The organism is Desertibacillus haloalkaliphilus, from assembly GCF_019039105.1.
Taxonomy (GTDB): domain Bacteria; phylum Bacillota; class Bacilli; order Bacillales; family KJ1-10-99; genus Desertibacillus; species Desertibacillus haloalkaliphilus.
Genome location: NZ_JAHPIV010000017.1, coordinates 33,911 through 49,319 on the forward strand (window position 1 = coordinate 33,911; position 15,409 = coordinate 49,319).

The following is a 15,409-nucleotide window of genomic DNA, read 5'->3' on the forward strand; positions in this document are numbered from 1 at the left end:
GAAAGAATGATGATAGGTTAAACGGAAACATGGCGAATATAGTCATATCTTGTGTTTTATTCGGGTCAGGTAAGGTGATCGTAGAAAAGGTGGTATGATATAGGAACTAATGATAAAATAACGTAAGCAAATGGAACAGTAGAGTAGAAGGTGAATGAACAGTGAAAATTTCAGTAAAAGCACCGGCAAAAATCAATTTGGCCCTCGATGTCCTGCATAAACGTGACGATGGATTTCATGAAGTTGAAATGATTATGACCACAGTTGATTTAGCCGACCGCGTTGACCTTATTGAGCTAAATGAAGATAGCATCGCTGTCGAGGTTTCTGAAGGTTTTGTCCCAAATGATGAACGTAACCTCGCCTATCAAGCAGCGGATGTGTTAAAAAAGCGATTCCAAATCAAGAAAGGTGTTTCGATCTATATTTCAAAAAAGATTCCGGTAGCTGCAGGGTTAGCTGGTGGTAGTAGTGATGCAGCGGCAACATTGCGTGGCTTAAATCTATTATGGAATCTAGAGTTAAGTGATCACGAATTGGCTGAAATAGGTGCCGAGATTGGATCGGATGTGTCATTTTGTGTTTATGGTGGAACCGCACTTGCTACGGGAAGAGGCGAAATCATTAAGCAAATTGAATCACCGCCACCATGTTGGGTCGTGCTTGCCAAACCACCGATTGGTGTCTCAACAGCAGAGGTATATCGGAAGTTGAACATCGATAAGGCAAAAGAGAGTGGCGTCCAGCCGATGTTGCAGGCCATTAATGAGCAAAACTTTGATGATATCTGTGAGCACTTATCCAATGATTTGGAATCAGTGACGTTTAAGCTTCATCCGGAAGTGAAACGGATTAAAGAACAAATGAAGCGATTTGGGGCCGAGGGCGTGTTAATGAGCGGGAGTGGCCCAACAGTTTTTGGATTAGTGAAAAAAGAATCACGTGTCCACCGTGTTTACAATGGATTAAGAGGTTTCTGTGGTGACGTCTATGCCGTTCGTTTGATTAGTCAAGGACACCCTTGCTAAAAACCGTACAAAAGTGGTATATTACTTTTAAATATTCGGTTTTTAAAACTGGAGGGCGCTATGAAAAAGTTAAGACGCAGTGGTAGGTTAGTCGATATGACTAACTATTTATTGCAACATCCTCATACATTAATTTCTTTAAGTTACTTTTCTGAACGGTACCAATCAGCAAAATCATCAATAAGTGAAGATTTAGCGATTGTGAAAGAAATTTTTGAAAGCCAAAGCATCGGATCATTATTAACCATTCCTGGAGCTAGTGGTGGTGTGAAGTATATCCCGATGGTCAATCAGGATGAGGCAAAGCAAATGATTGATCAGTTGTGTGAAAAAGTAGAAGAACCGAATCGATTGCTGCCGGGTGGATACCTTTATATGATGGACATCCTTGGCAACCCGAGGTTAATGAACCAAATTGGACGGTTGTTTGCAGCGTTATTCTCGCACAAGAAAATTGATGCGGTGATGACTGTTGCAACGAAGGGAATTCCGATTGCTTATGCTGTAGGTAGTTATTTGGATGTTCCTGTAAGCATCGTACGTCGTGATCATCGTGTAACGGAAGGTTCTATGGTTAGTATTAACTATGTTTCTGGTTCATCAAAGCGAATCCAAACGATGTCACTTGCAAGACGTAGTTTAAAGCCTGGATCAAATGTACTAATCATTGATGACTTCATGAAGGCAGGCGGAACGATCCGAGGCATGATCGATTTACTAGAAGAGATACAAGCTGACGTTGTTGGGATTGGAGTTTTAGTTGAATCGGTTGATGTTGAGGAACGTTTGATTGATGATTACATATCAATTACAAGACTTGCGGATGTCAACAGTAAAGAAAAACGTGTTAAGGTTGAAGTAGGCAACTTTTTTGAAAAATTAGCAGAGATGAAGGAGGAAACACAATGAAAACTGTACAAACAAATGAAGCCCCTGCAGCGATTGGCCCGTATTCACAAGGGATTGTTGTAAATAACATGTTTTATAGTTCAGGGCAAATCCCGTTGAACCCAGCAGGAGAACTTGTCGAAGGTGGCATTAAAGAACAGACTCATCAAGTGTTTAGTAATTTGCAGGCCGTTTTAAAAGAAGCTGGCGCTTCACTTAATAGTGTTGTCAAAGCAACTGTTTTTATTAAAGACATGGGAGATTTCCCAGTTATCAATGAAATTTATGGTGAGTATTTCAGTGAACACAAGCCAGCTCGCTCTTGTGTTGAAGTGGCAAGATTGCCAAAGGATGTACTTATTGAAATCGAAGTTATCGCGTTAGTAAAATAATAATCTTTCCTTCCTTACACTAAATGACTGGTGTGAGGCCTTTCATTTCTTAAAGATTTTGAAATTTTTGTGAACAGCCGAAAAAATTTAATGATTTATTTTATTTTTCTAATTTTTAAGAAGGGATTGGAAAATCTTTGTTGAATCTAAGTTATTAAGATCGACTTAATGGAAAAAGGTGGTGACAGAAATGCAGGTAACAGATGTGAGACTACGCCGTGTTAATACGGAGGGGCGCATGCGCGCAATTGCATCCATTACAATTGATCATGAATTTGTTGTCCATGACATCAGAGTAATTGATGGAAATAATGGTTTATTTGTGGCAATGCCAAGCAAAAGAACCCCAGATGGTGAATTTAGAGATATTGCACACCCAATTTCATCACAAACACGTGAAAAGATTCAAACTGCAGTATTAGAGGAATATGATCGTGCCGGTGAAATTGAAAAGGTAGAATATGAAGAAGCAGGTGCTTCTTAAGAACAAAAAAACAGTGGCTCTGTCATCTTGATGGAGTCACTGTTTTTTGTGATGTTATGAACTAGGGGGTTTCTTACTAAGTGAGAAAAGTTAATGGGATAATCCCGATGGTGTGAACGTTATGTCGGAGAGAAGTGATACACCGGATATTGTAATTTATTAAGGTTGTACCCGATTACAACCGTGATGTTACAGTGAAATCGCAAAATTCCCGACCGCCTTCTATGTTTATAACTTTCACTGTTTCGTGTAATTATTAACGTCAGAACGCTTGAAATAGCCTCGTTTTTAGGATATATTCGTAATGGAAAAAGGAACTGTTGGAGGGTAAACATGAGCAATCGTTTTGCGGTCATTTTAGCCGCGGGTCAAGGGACCAGAATGAAATCAAAGTTATACAAAGTGTTGCATCCAGTTTGTGGTAAACCGATGATTCAACATGTCGTTGACCAAGTTTCAGGAGTCGGACTTGAAAAAATTGTAACGATCATTGGACATGGGGCCGATGCCGTAAAAGATCAACTTGGTAATCAAGTTACATATGCACTTCAAAATGAACAGCTTGGAACTGGTCATGCGGTTATGCAAGCAGAAGCCGAGTTGGCAGAAGAAAAAGGGGTTACAATTGTTGTTTGTGGTGATACACCTTTAATTACATCTGAAACGATGGAAGCATTGATGGAACACCATGAACACACACAAGCGAAAGTAACCATTCTAACTGCAAATGCCAGCGATCCGACTGGGTATGGGCGAATTGTCCGTAATGCTGAAGGTGCTGTAGAACGAATTGTTGAGCATAAGGATGCAACAGAACATGAACGGGAAATCTCTGAGATTAATACAGGTACATACTGTTTTGACAATGCCTCTCTTTTTGCAGCGTTGAAACAGGTCGGAAATGATAATGTTCAAGGCGAATATTATTTGCCGGATGTTATTGAAATCTTGCAACGCCAAGGTGAAGTTGTTTCAGCTTATCAAACGGATACGTTCTCAGAAACACTTGGAGTAAATGACCGTGTGGCTTTATCGCAAGCAGAGCAGGTCATGAAGCAACGAATTAATGAACGGTTGATGCGAGCAGGTGTGACGATTGTTGACCCAGATCATACATATGTCTCTTCTGATGCTCAGATTGGTCAGGATACGGTTTTGTTGCCTGGAACAGTGATTCAAGGTGAAACAGTTATTGGTGATGATTGTACCATTGGCCCTCATACGGAAATCATAGATAGTACAGTTGGTGATCGAACGAAGCTTAAGCAATCTGTCATTCATCAAAGTCAGATTGGAAATGATGTTAATGTTGGCCCATTCGCACATATTCGCCCATCATCGGAGATCCATGATGAAGTGAAGATCGGTAATTTTGTTGAAGTGAAAAAGTCTGTATTTGGAAACCGTAGTAAAGCCTCTCATTTAAGCTACATTGGTGATGCCAATGTTGGTGAAGATGTTAACCTAGGATGTGGTTCAATTACGGTGAATTATGATGGAGAGAATAAGCATCTTACAACCATCGAAGACGGTGCATTTATTGGGTGTAATACAAATTTAGTTGCCCCTGTGACTGTTGGTAAACAAGCGTATGTTGCGGCAGGATCAACGATTACCAACGATGTCCCAGGTCAAGCGCTATCGATTGCTCGAGCAAGACAAACGAATAAAGAAGGTTATGTAACGAAAAAGAACGATAAATAACACGAATTAAATTAACGGAGGTTTACACACAAAATGGCTAAATATGGAGATCCGTATTTAAAGGTATTTACATTGAATTCAAATCCGGAGCTTGCTCATGAGATTACAAAACACATTGGTGTAGAAATGGGGAAAAGCTCTGTCGCTCGTTTTAGTGATGGTGAAGTACAAATTAACATTGAAGAAAGCATTCGTGGCTGTGATGTCTATCTAATCCAATCGACATCAGCGCCTGCAAATGAGCATATTATGGAGCTATTAATTATGATCGATGCATTAAAGCGAGCATCGGCACGAACAATTAACGTTGTTATTCCTTATTATGGGTATGCTCGCCAGGACCGCAAAGCACGTGCTCGTGAGCCGATTACCTCTAAGCTAGTTGCTAATCTTTTGGAAACAGCAGGCGCGAGTCGTGTTTTAACAATGGACCTACATGCCACACAAATCCAAGGATTCTTTGATATTCCTGTCGATCAACTTCTTGGTGTTCCAATCTTGTCAGATCACTTCAAGCAAAAAGAATTGGATGACGTTGTTATTGTATCTCCTGACCATGGTGGCGTTGTTCGTGCGCGAAAAATGGCAGATCGCCTCAAAGCACCAATCGCAATTATCGACAAGCGTCGACCGAAGCCAAATGTGGCTGAAGTCATGAATATTGTCGGAAATATTGAAGGAAAGACTGCCATTATTATTGATGACATTATCGATACAGCAGGAACAATTACGCTCGCTGCTAATGCGCTTGTGGAACAAGGTGCTAAAGAAGTATATGCATGTTGTACACACCCTGTTTTATCTGGACCAGCGATTGAGCGTATCGACAATTCAAAAATTAAAGAGCTTGTCGTAACGAATACGATTCCATTAGAGGAAGAGAAGAAGATCGACAAGATTACTCCGTTATCAGTTGCGCCGTTAATTTCGGATGCGATTATCCGCGTCCATGAAGATGCATCTGTTAGTACATTATTCGATTAAAATAGCTGATTTTATTTGCTGTTCTACACTTTTCTCGTTTAAATTGTGCAAAAAAGGGAACACCTTATAAGGAACGTTATTATACGATTGAGGTGATAGAATGGCAGTAAAACTTATCGCTAAGAATCGAGATGATCTAAAACGATCGCAAACAAGAGAATATCGATTAAGCGGGTTAGTGCCAGCAGTTTTGTACGGAAAAAAACTAGAAAGTCAGCCAGTTGTCGTTGATAGTGTCCCTTTTATAAAAGCGTTGCGAGAAGTTGGTCGTAATGGGATCTTTTCTTTGTCAGTGGAGGGCAATGGAAAGACACATCAGGTCATTGTTCATGACCTCCAAACGGACTCGTTAAAAGGCGGTCTCCTCCATATCGACTTTTTCGAAGTAGATATGAAGTCAGAACTTGATGCGAATGTAGCGGTAAGGCTTACAGGTGAAGCACCAGGTTCAAAAGAGGGTGGTGTTGTTTCGCACTTACTTTATGAGCTTTCGGTCCGTGCTTTGCCTGCTGATATCCCAGAAGAGATTGAAGTTGATATTTCAAACCTCGGAATTGGCGATTCTATTCAAGTTAGTGATCTAACTCACGTGGATTCATTTGAGATTAATAATGATCCAGAAGAAACAATCGTAACCATTACAGCTCCTGCTGCTGAGAAAGAGCCTGAGCAAACGCCAGAAGAGGAAGTTGAAGAGGCAGCTGAAGAAAAGCAAGAAGAATAACGAATAAGGAAGGTGTAGCCAACAGGGTTATACCTTTTTTATCGGTTATTCTTATGTTGATGAAAGTGAGGCTATTCACGATGAAGTTAATTGTTGGGTTAGGTAACCCTGGTAAGAAGTATGAAGGTACAAGACATAATGTGGGTTTTTCAGTCATTGACCAATGTGCTAAAGATCTGATGATTGATATTGACCAATCAAAATTTAAAGGGGTTTATGGATATAAAACGATAGAAGGGGAAAAGGTGTTTCTCCTCAAGCCACTTACATACATGAATTTATCAGGCGAATCGATTCGCCCATTGATGGATTTTTATAAGATTGATATCAACGATCTTCTCGTTGTTTACGATGATTTAGATTTACCAGTTGGTAAAATCCGTCTGAGGCAAAAAGGTGGCCATGGTGGACATAATGGTATCAGATCAATCATTTCACATTTAGGGACAAATGAATTCAAGCGAATTCGTGTTGGTGTAGATCGACCGACAGCAGATGATACAGTGATTAACCATGTCTTAAGTACGTTCCGCCCTGATGAAAGAGACGGGATCGCAGAAGCTGTTGAACAATCCGCAAAGGCTTGTGAAGCTTGGGTTACCAATGACTTTTTGCAAGTGATGAATGAGTTTAACTAAATGAATAGTTTACCTCCGCATGGTTCATACTAACGTTTAATAGTATGCATATTCATGATTAAGGGGGCATATATTAATGGCAATTCATTACCGCTGCCGCCATTGCGGTGTAGGGATGGGTTCATTTAATGAACAACTGGATTCACAACAACTAGGATTTCATCACTTAAATGAGCATGAAAGACAAGAAATGATCCGGTATGACAATAATGGAGATGTTAATGTCGATGTTATTTGTGAAGATTGTCAGGAGGCGCTTGAACGCAATCCCGATTATCACCAGCTTGAAACATTTATTCAATAAGTAAAAAATGGCTCAAGACATAATCAGAAGGGCTTTGGTTGTAATCACCAAAGCGTTTTTCTGTTGTTACTTATTGAATCTGTTTCAAATCGTTAACAAACGGTTGATAAAGAGAATGATTAGAATAAAAGAGGAATATGGTTAGATTCATAGAAATTACTACCATTATAGATTTGGAATTCCATGAACAAATCTATTGTTCATCCATATGATGACAGCTATGGAGTTAGGGGGAACATGGATGTTTGGATTACAGCAATATCTTTTACAAAGTGATGATATAAAAGCGGTTTCAGAAAGTGTTGATGCAAATATTAAAGAGCAACTCATCACCGGGTTAACGGGATCCGCTCGGACACTAACGATGGCATCTGTCTTTCAAGAAACAAAGCGGACACAATTGGTAATTACTCATAATTTGTATCAAGCTCAAAAGTTATATGAAGATTTCACTGAACTTGTAGGTGAAGAGAGTGTTTATCTTTACCCAGTCAATGAGTTAATTTCCTCAGAGATTGCGATTGCCAGCCCTGAGATGAAGTCGCAACGAATTGAAGTATTAGATCGGCTTGTCCAAGGGCGTCTTCGCCATGGGATTGTGATTGTACCAATGGCTGGAGTTAGACGTTTGCTTCCACCAAGGAACGTTTGGGAGCAAAGTCAGTGCCGCTTTCAAGTAGGGACAGAAATCAGCGTAGAAGAGACGCTAGCAAAACTGGTTGCCATTGGATTCCAACGAGTCGATATGGTGTCTGCCCCAGGGGAATTTAGTGTTCGTGGTGGAATTATCGATATTTACCCATTAACTGAGGAATTGCCGGTCCGAATCGAGTTGTTTGATACAGAGGTCGATTCTGTCCGTTTCTTTACCGTTGAAGACCAGCGCTCTGAAAAACAAATAAATGAGATCACCATTGGCCCTGCGCAAGAAGTTATTTTATTTAATGAACAATATGAGCGGGGCGCTATCAAGCTAGAAGAGGGACTAGCAGATAGCTTAAAGAAGCTAAAAAATAAAACTGCAAAAGAAAAGATGAGCGAGCATATTTCATATGAAGTTCAACAGTTAAAAAATAAAACCGCCTTTCAAAGTATGTATAAATATATGAGTTTATATTATGAAGAACGGTCGTCAATTATCGACTACTTACCTATGAGTAGTGTTATTTTTATTGACGAGATTAGTCGTGTACAAGAAATGGCTGATAACCTCGATAAGGAAGAGGCAGAATGGCTTACGACACTAATTGAACATGGGGAAGTTATTTCCGATTTGGAGATGTCAAAAAACTTCGAAAAAATAATCAAGCAAACACAGCATCCACTTGTTTACTTATCGTTGTTTTTACGACATGTTCCTTCGACTAATCCGCAAAATATTCTTAATTTCAACTGCAAGGCGATGCAAAACTTCCATGGCCAAGTTCATTTATTGAAAAGTGAAGCCGAACGGTGGGCGAAGTCTGACTATGCGGTTGTCTTTTTGGCGGCGACAAAGGAACGTGCAAAACGACTGAGTCATGTTTTGGAAGACTACGATATCGAAGCAACCATTGTTGAGCAAAAAACAGAATTATCAACGAAACAAGAGCAAATTATGATCGGTGGATTAAGTGGCGGGTTCGAATTAGCGATGCAAAAACTAGTAGTCGTTACTGAAGAGGAAATTTTCACACAGAAAGCAAAAAGACCTCAACGAAAGCAAAAGCTATCGAATGCCGAGCGCATTAAAAGTTATTCTGAATTAGAAGTTGGCGACCTTGTTGTTCATGCCAGTCATGGAATTGGGAAATATTTAGGTATTGAAACACTAGAAATCAACGGCATCCACAAAGATTATCTGCATGTACGATATGCAGGAAATGATAAATTGTATGTACCTGTCGAACAAATTGATCAAGTTCAAAAGTATGTTGGCTCTGAAGAGAAGGATCCAAAAATCTATGCGTTGGGCGGTAATGATTGGAAGAAGGTCAAGAAAAAGGTACAATCATCAGTTGAAGATATTGCTGATGACTTGATCAAGCTTTATGCTGAGCGTGAGGCGAGTAAAGGTCATGCCTTCTCACCTGATGGACCTGAACAGGGTGACTTTGAGGCCTCGTTCCCTTACCAAGAAACAGAAGATCAAATCCGAGCGATTACAGAAATTAAAGAAGATATGGAAAAGGAGCGGCCGATGGATCGCTTGCTTTGTGGTGACGTTGGCTACGGAAAAACAGAGGTTGCGATTCGAGCAGCATTTAAAGCGATCATGGATGGCAAGCAAGTTGCGATTTTAGTACCAACAACTATTTTAGCACAGCAACATTATGAGACTGTCAAAGAGCGCTTCCAAGACTATCCAATCAATGTGAGTGTCTTAAGCCGCTTCCGCTCAAGGAGGGAGCAAACGCAAACCATAAAAGGATTAAATGCTGGATCGGTAGATCTTGTTGTTGGGACACATCGGTTATTATCTAAAGATATTAAGTTCAAAGACTTAGGGTTATTAATTGTGGATGAGGAACAAAGGTTTGGAGTTACCCATAAGGAAAAAATTAAGCGGATGAAAGCCAATATTGATGTATTAACGTTAACAGCGACACCAATCCCGCGAACATTGCATATGTCGATGCTTGGTGTTCGTGACTTGTCTGTTATCGAGACACCACCTGAAAACCGCTTTCCGGTACAAACCTATGTTGTTGAGTATAATGCTTCGCTTGTAAAAGAAGCCATCGAACGGGAATTATCAAGAGGGGGACAGGTTTACTTCCTCTATAACCGGGTCGATGATATTGCGCAAATGGCTGAGCGAATTTCAATGCTTGTCCCTGATGCAAAAGTAAACCTTGCCCATGGACAAATGAATGAGACTGAACTTGAGGCGGTCATGATTGATTTCCTTGAAGGAAACAGTGATGTATTAGTTACAACGACAATTATTGAAACAGGGGTAGATATTCCTAATGTAAATACATTAATTATCTATAATGCAGATAAAATGGGGCTTTCACAGCTTTACCAAATTAGGGGACGTGTGGGACGCTCGAATCGAGTCGCTTATGCCTACTTTACGTATCAGCGCGACAAAGTGTTAACAGAAGTCGCTGAAAAACGTCTTCAGGCGATCAAAGAGTTTACCGAGCTCGGTTCTGGGTTTAAAATAGCGATGCGTGATTTATCGATTCGTGGTGCCGGAAACTTACTCGGAGCTCAACAACATGGCTATATCGAATCTGTTGGTTTTGATCTTTACTCGCAAATGTTAAAAGAGGCGATTGAAGAACGTAAAGGTGACAAGCCAACGACACCGTCCTTCAATGTCGAAGTTGATATAGATGTTGATGCCTATATCCCAGAAACGTATATTGGTGATGCCAAACAAAAGATTGAGATGTATAAACGCTTCAAGGCATTAGGTGATCAAACAGATATTACGGAGTTACAAGATGAGTTAATTGACCGTTTTGGACAATACCCAGATGAAGTTGCTTATTTATTTAGCATTTCCAAGATAAAGATGTATGCAAAGCAAGAACAAGTCGAGTCGATTTCTGAAAGTAAGGATCAATGTTCACTCCTTCTTACGGAAGATGCGAGCAGTGAGGTCGATGGTGCAAAGTTATTTGAACTCATCAACCAGTTCGGAAGAGATGTTGGTTTAGGGACGTCTGGAGATAAAATCATCATTAATGTTAAAACGAAGAAAATGACCGCCAAGCAAACATTGGAGTTGCTCGAGACGTTGTTATCGCAATTACACACAGCCAAAAAGAGTAAGGATGATACCGCCAAAACAGTATAGAATTACCACCTGGGTAGGCCTGTGATCGCCGAACAAATTCATGAATTGGTGAATAGTTCTTTTTTAAAGACGGATAATATAGACAAGACAACAGATGATTCACACCAAGAACACACTTAATCATCATTGTAGCTTAGCTAAAACATCTTAGGAAAGTGAGGCATCATAAGAATGAAAGCAACAGGTATTGTTCGTCGAATCGATGACTTAGGTCGAGTTGTTATACCAAAAGAAATTCGAAGGACATTACGTATCCGCGAAGGAGATCCGTTAGAGATTTTCGTGGATCGTGATGGCGAAGTTATCTTAAAGAAATATTCACCGATTTCGGAACTAGGTGATTTTGCAAAAGAGTATGCGGAAGCACTTTATGATAGTCTTAATGTTACTGTTTTGATTGCTGACCGTGATACATATATTGCCGTATCCGGTGGTTCGAAGAAGGAATATGCGAATAAAAGTATTGGTGAAATTATTGAAACAGCTATGGATGAGCGCCAATCAAAAGTGGAAACCACATCAGGTGAATACAACATTGTTGGCGATAGTAAGGAAGAAATGAGTGGTTACGTCGTTGCGCCAATTATTGCCAATGGTGATCCGATCGGTGCTGTCGTGATGCTTTCTAAAGATGAGTCGATTGGTGGAGACATTGAACAAAAGCTTGCGGAAACCGCAGCAGGATTTCTAGCAAGACAAATGGAACAATAAGTAATCATATATCCGAGGAGGTGGAGTGTTCCACCTTCTCTTTTTTTGGTGTGGAGCAATGCTTGGTGACCTTAGCCATTAGGGGGACATTAGCCAGAAATAATAGCTGAAGATAATGGTGATCGTCGTCAGTTTTAAAAAAATAAAAATGTTCAGGCTTGGTGTTGATAAAGAGTTGTTGCCGAGAAATTTGTTGAAGTTCGCACGAGGCGGACGCACTTTTTCAATCGAATGATGAGAACCTATGATATAATATCACCTGATTTTGTCTTGTTAGGTCGAGGTGGGAGGAGTAGCAAAGATGGTGCTAGAAGAACAGAGAGCAAAGCATGTCTGGAGAGGAGCGATATTTCTAGCTGTTGCTGCATTATTAACGAAGGTGATGAGTGCAGCATATCGAATTCCGTATCAAAATATCGCAGGAGACCTCGGCTTTTATGCATATCAGCAGATTTATCCATTTTACGGGATGGCGTTGACGTTATCGATTTATGGATTCCCTGTTGTCATATCAAAACTTGTCTCAGAGCGCCACGCTTATGGGGATAAATTAGGGGCTAACCAAATTGCTCGAACAGCCTTTTATAGCTTAAGTGTATTTTCTTTTGTTATTTTCATCAGTTTATATATGGGAGCGGGCTGGCTCGCACAAATCATGGCTGATCCGAACTTAACAACAGCTTTAAAGGTCATTTCGTTGTCATTTTTACTAATCCCTGTATTATCCGTTTTGCGTGGGTATCATCAGGGGATTGAAAATATGATTCCAACAGCTGTGTCACAAGTAAGTGAGCAAGGTGTTAGGGTATTTGTTATATTAGTATTATCTTACTTGTTTGTTATAAATGGACATGGCCCTTATGCGGCCGCCATTGGTGCTGCGATTGGTTCAGTGGTTGGGGGACTCGTAGCCATTGTTGTACTAGTTACGTTTAGTCGGAAAAAGTTACTGTTTAACCAGCGCACAAAAAGCGCTCATGTTAACGAAGCAATGATTATTAAACAGTTGTTTTTTCAAGGATTTCTCATTTGTATTAGTGTACTCGTATTTATCTTTTTTCAATTTATTGACGCGATGACGATGATCCGTTTCTTGAAAGCATCAGGTATCGATGCTGAGAGTGCGAAAACAGCAAAAGGTGTTTTTGATCGTGGTCAGCCGTTACTTCAACTTGGGACGATCGTAGCGACGGCCTTTTCATTAGCGCTTGTGCCGATGATTACAAAGGCAAGAGCGAATGGTAAACACCATCTGGCAAGAAAACAAGGGGAGTTGGCGCTTCGGTTGACCGTCATTGTGGCGGCCAGTGCAACAGCAGGTTTAATTGTTATTATCGAACCGACGAATGTTATGCTTTATATGAATAATGATGGGTCTGCTGTTTTGTCTATCCTAGCTGTAACGATTCTCTTTAGTTCAGTCGTTATAACAACATCAGCGATTTTACAAGGGCTTGATTATGTCAAGTTGCCAGCAATTCATATTATCATCGGTGTGTTTGTGAAATTGCTGTTAAACGTTATTATGGTCCCTACTTATGGGACGGCCGGAGCAGCTGTGGCTACTGTGGTTGCCTTTATTGTAGTTGCCGGTTTAAATATTTGGGCGATTGTAAGAATTGATGGAATAGAGAAACCAAAGAGTAAGCGTATCTTCGCGATTCTATTGTCATTAGTTGCGATGGTTGTTGCCACTTTGCTTTGGAAGAGTGGACTTCAATGGTTATTCGTAACGTACCTTGGACAGCGGTGGTTTGAAACTGTTATTGCACTGACTACTGTTTTCATCGCAACTGTTGTTTTGCTGTTATTCTTATTGCGATTCGAAGCCTTTTCAAAACAGGAATTAGCAACCATTCCAAAGCTCAAAAAATTGACACGTTTTTTTACAAAAGATGAAAGGAAAGATGACAGATGAAGAAGAAAATAAATGTCATTGGTTTAGGTGCTGGTGACCTTAACCAAATGCCAATTGGTTTGTATAAGCAAATCAAGGAAGCATCGTCATTATACTTACGTACGAAGCACCATCCGGTTATCACTGAACTTGAGCAAGAAGGGCTTCAGTATACCTCATTCGATTCGATCTATGAAGAGCATGATCAATTTACTGATGTGTACCGTGAAATTAGTGAGCAATTATTTTCGCTTGCTGATAACGAAGAAGTTACATATGCTGTTCCAGGACATCCGCTCGTTGCTGAGCAAACGGTCCAATACTTATTACATGAAGGACCGAATCAAGGGATTGAAGTCAACATATTGGGTGGACAAAGCTTTCTTGATCCGATGTATCATGTATTAGGAATTGATCCAATTGAGGGTTGTCAGGTTGTCGATGGAACCGCACTTGAAAAAGATAGCCTTCAAATTAGACAGCATATGATTATTTGTCAGGTTTATGATAGCTTTATTGCCTCTGAAGTGAAGTTAACATTAATGGAGCTCTTGCCTGATGATTATGAGGTAACGATTGCCACTGCAGTCGGAAGTGCCAAGCAGGAGTTAGTAACGGTACCATTATATGAGTTGGATCGAGCGACGGAAGTGAATAATTTGACAGCGGTTTATGTCCCCCCTGTGAGAGATGAGCAGCTTCTGTATCATGACTTTGGTAAATTACGCTCGGTTATTGCCACATTAAGAGGACCTGATGGATGTCCTTGGGACCGCAAGCAAACGCATGAGTCATTAAAAAAGTATTTAATTGAGGAAACATATGAAGTGCTTGAGGCGATTGATGAACAAGATGATGATCATCTTGCTGAAGAACTTGGTGATGTTTTACTACAAGTGATGCTTCATGCGCAAATTGGTGAAGATGAAGGGTTGTTTTCAATAGATGATGTCATTCAATCCATTACTGAAAAAATGATTCGTCGCCACCCACACGTCTTTTCAGTTGCTTCAGCGGACACGGCTGAAGAAGTCGAGAGTAACTGGGAGGCGATTAAGAAGAAAGAAAAGCAAGAGAGTGGGCAAGGCGAAGAGTGGGATTCGATTTTGGATGATGTCAGTAAAAGTGTGCCGGCACTCATTCGTGCCTATCAACTTCAAAAAACAGCAGCAAAAGTCGGATTTGATTGGGATGATGTTGCTCCGATTTGGATGAAGATCCAAGAGGAGATTGCTGAGTTTTTTACAGAAGTTAAGGCTGAAAATAAAGAAATGATGATAAAAGAGTTTGGTGATATTTTATTTGCACTCGTGAATTTAGGAAGGTATTACAGTATTTATCCTGAAGAGGCGTTACAAACAACCAATCAAAAGTTTACGATACGATTTCAAATGATTGAAGAAAAACTCAAAGAACGAAAGCTCACATTTGCAGATGTAACCTTAGCTGAAATGGATGAGATTTGGGAAGAAGCAAAGAAAGAAACGAGGGGTTAAATATGCGATTAGATAAGTTTTTGAAAGTTTCCCGATTGATCAAACGCCGTACATTGGCAAAGGAGATATCGGATCAAGGGCGAATTACTATTAATGGTCAAACGGCTAAAGCAGGGTCAAATGTTAAGGCTGGGGATGAACTAACGATTCGTTTTGGACAAAAGCTAGTCACGATTCAAGTTGAAGAAATTAAAGAGACGACTCGAAAGGCTGATGCCGATTCAATGTATACAGTCGTCAAGGAAGAGCCGATTAAATCAGAACCAGATTTTTTATAAAAAATAAAGTTTATTAACTATTTTGAAAGTGAACAGTCTTTAGGCTTGTTCTATTCTCTACCTCCTTATCATAGATATAAAAAGTAAAAGG

14 protein-coding genes are annotated in these 15,409 nt (G+C 40.1%); all 14 read left to right on the forward strand.

Annotated elements, in window-relative coordinates:
* Positions 1–161 precede the first annotated feature (161 nt).
* The 14 genes from ispE to KH400_RS17620 all read left to right on the forward strand — a co-directional run bounded on the left by ispE (position 162) and on the right by KH400_RS17620 (position 15,318).
* Complete coding sequence (ispE, locus tag KH400_RS17555; RefSeq protein ID WP_217226855.1) at positions 162–1,028, forward strand: 4-(cytidine 5'-diphospho)-2-C-methyl-D-erythritol kinase; 867 nt, start codon at positions 162–164, stop codon at positions 1,026–1,028.
* A 60-nt stretch (positions 1,029–1,088) separates the two neighbouring features.
* Positions 1,089–1,937, forward strand: a complete 849-nt coding sequence (gene purR / locus KH400_RS17560) for a pur operon repressor (RefSeq protein ID WP_217226857.1) — start codon at positions 1,089–1,091, stop codon at positions 1,935–1,937.
* On the forward strand, positions 1,934–2,308 hold the full coding sequence (locus tag KH400_RS17565; RefSeq protein WP_217226859.1) for a RidA family protein: 375 nt from the start codon (positions 1,934–1,936) through the stop codon (positions 2,306–2,308). The genes purR and KH400_RS17565 overlap by 4 nt, the downstream gene beginning before the upstream one ends.
* Positions 2,309–2,498: 190 nt before the next feature.
* A complete protein-coding gene (gene spoVG / locus KH400_RS17570; RefSeq protein WP_217226861.1) occupies positions 2,499–2,792 on the forward strand; it encodes a septation regulator SpoVG in 294 nt (97 codons plus the stop codon).
* 333 nt (positions 2,793–3,125) lie between these two features.
* Positions 3,126–4,496 carry a bifunctional UDP-N-acetylglucosamine diphosphorylase/glucosamine-1-phosphate N-acetyltransferase GlmU gene (glmU, locus tag KH400_RS17575; protein WP_217226864.1) on the forward strand — a complete coding sequence of 457 codons (1,371 nt, stop codon included), beginning with the start codon at positions 3,126–3,128 and terminating at the stop codon, positions 4,494–4,496.
* Positions 4,497–4,529: 33 nt separating this feature from the next.
* Positions 4,530–5,480 carry a ribose-phosphate diphosphokinase gene (locus tag KH400_RS17580; RefSeq protein WP_217226866.1) on the forward strand — a complete coding sequence of 317 codons (951 nt, stop codon included), beginning with the start codon at positions 4,530–4,532 and terminating at the stop codon, positions 5,478–5,480.
* Positions 5,481–5,580: 100 nt separating this feature from the next.
* Positions 5,581–6,204: a 50S ribosomal protein L25/general stress protein Ctc gene (locus KH400_RS17585; protein ID WP_217226868.1), complete on the forward strand. Its 624-nt coding sequence runs from the start codon at positions 5,581–5,583 to the stop codon at positions 6,202–6,204.
* Positions 6,205–6,284: 80 nt separating this feature from the next.
* The gene (gene pth, locus KH400_RS17590; RefSeq protein ID WP_217226870.1) at positions 6,285–6,842 is read left to right on the forward strand and encodes an aminoacyl-tRNA hydrolase; all 558 of its coding nucleotides are present in this window, start codon (positions 6,285–6,287) and stop codon (positions 6,840–6,842) included.
* A 76-nt stretch (positions 6,843–6,918) separates the two neighbouring features.
* On the forward strand, positions 6,919–7,146 hold the full coding sequence (fin, locus tag KH400_RS17595) for an anti-sigma-F factor Fin (RefSeq protein ID WP_217226872.1): 228 nt from the start codon (positions 6,919–6,921) through the stop codon (positions 7,144–7,146).
* Between the two features lie 241 nt (positions 7,147–7,387).
* Positions 7,388–10,936 (forward strand): transcription-repair coupling factor, encoded by a 3,549-nt coding sequence (gene mfd / locus KH400_RS17600; protein WP_217226874.1) that lies wholly within the window; start codon positions 7,388–7,390, stop codon positions 10,934–10,936.
* A 171-nt stretch (positions 10,937–11,107) separates the two neighbouring features.
* Complete coding sequence (gene spoVT / locus KH400_RS17605) at positions 11,108–11,647, forward strand: stage V sporulation protein T (protein WP_246589802.1); 540 nt, start codon at positions 11,108–11,110, stop codon at positions 11,645–11,647.
* Between the two features lie 301 nt (positions 11,648–11,948).
* Positions 11,949–13,565, forward strand: a complete 1,617-nt coding sequence (locus tag KH400_RS17610) for a putative polysaccharide biosynthesis protein (RefSeq protein ID WP_217226876.1) — start codon at positions 11,949–11,951, stop codon at positions 13,563–13,565.
* Positions 13,562–15,040, forward strand: a complete 1,479-nt coding sequence (gene yabN, locus KH400_RS17615) for a bifunctional methyltransferase/pyrophosphohydrolase YabN (RefSeq protein WP_217226878.1) — start codon at positions 13,562–13,564, stop codon at positions 15,038–15,040. The genes KH400_RS17610 and yabN overlap by 4 nt, the downstream gene beginning before the upstream one ends.
* Before the next feature lie 2 nt (positions 15,041–15,042).
* Entirely contained in the window at positions 15,043–15,318 is a 276-nt protein-coding gene (locus KH400_RS17620; protein ID WP_217226881.1) for an RNA-binding S4 domain-containing protein, read from the forward strand.
* Positions 15,319–15,409: the final 91 nt, after the last annotated feature.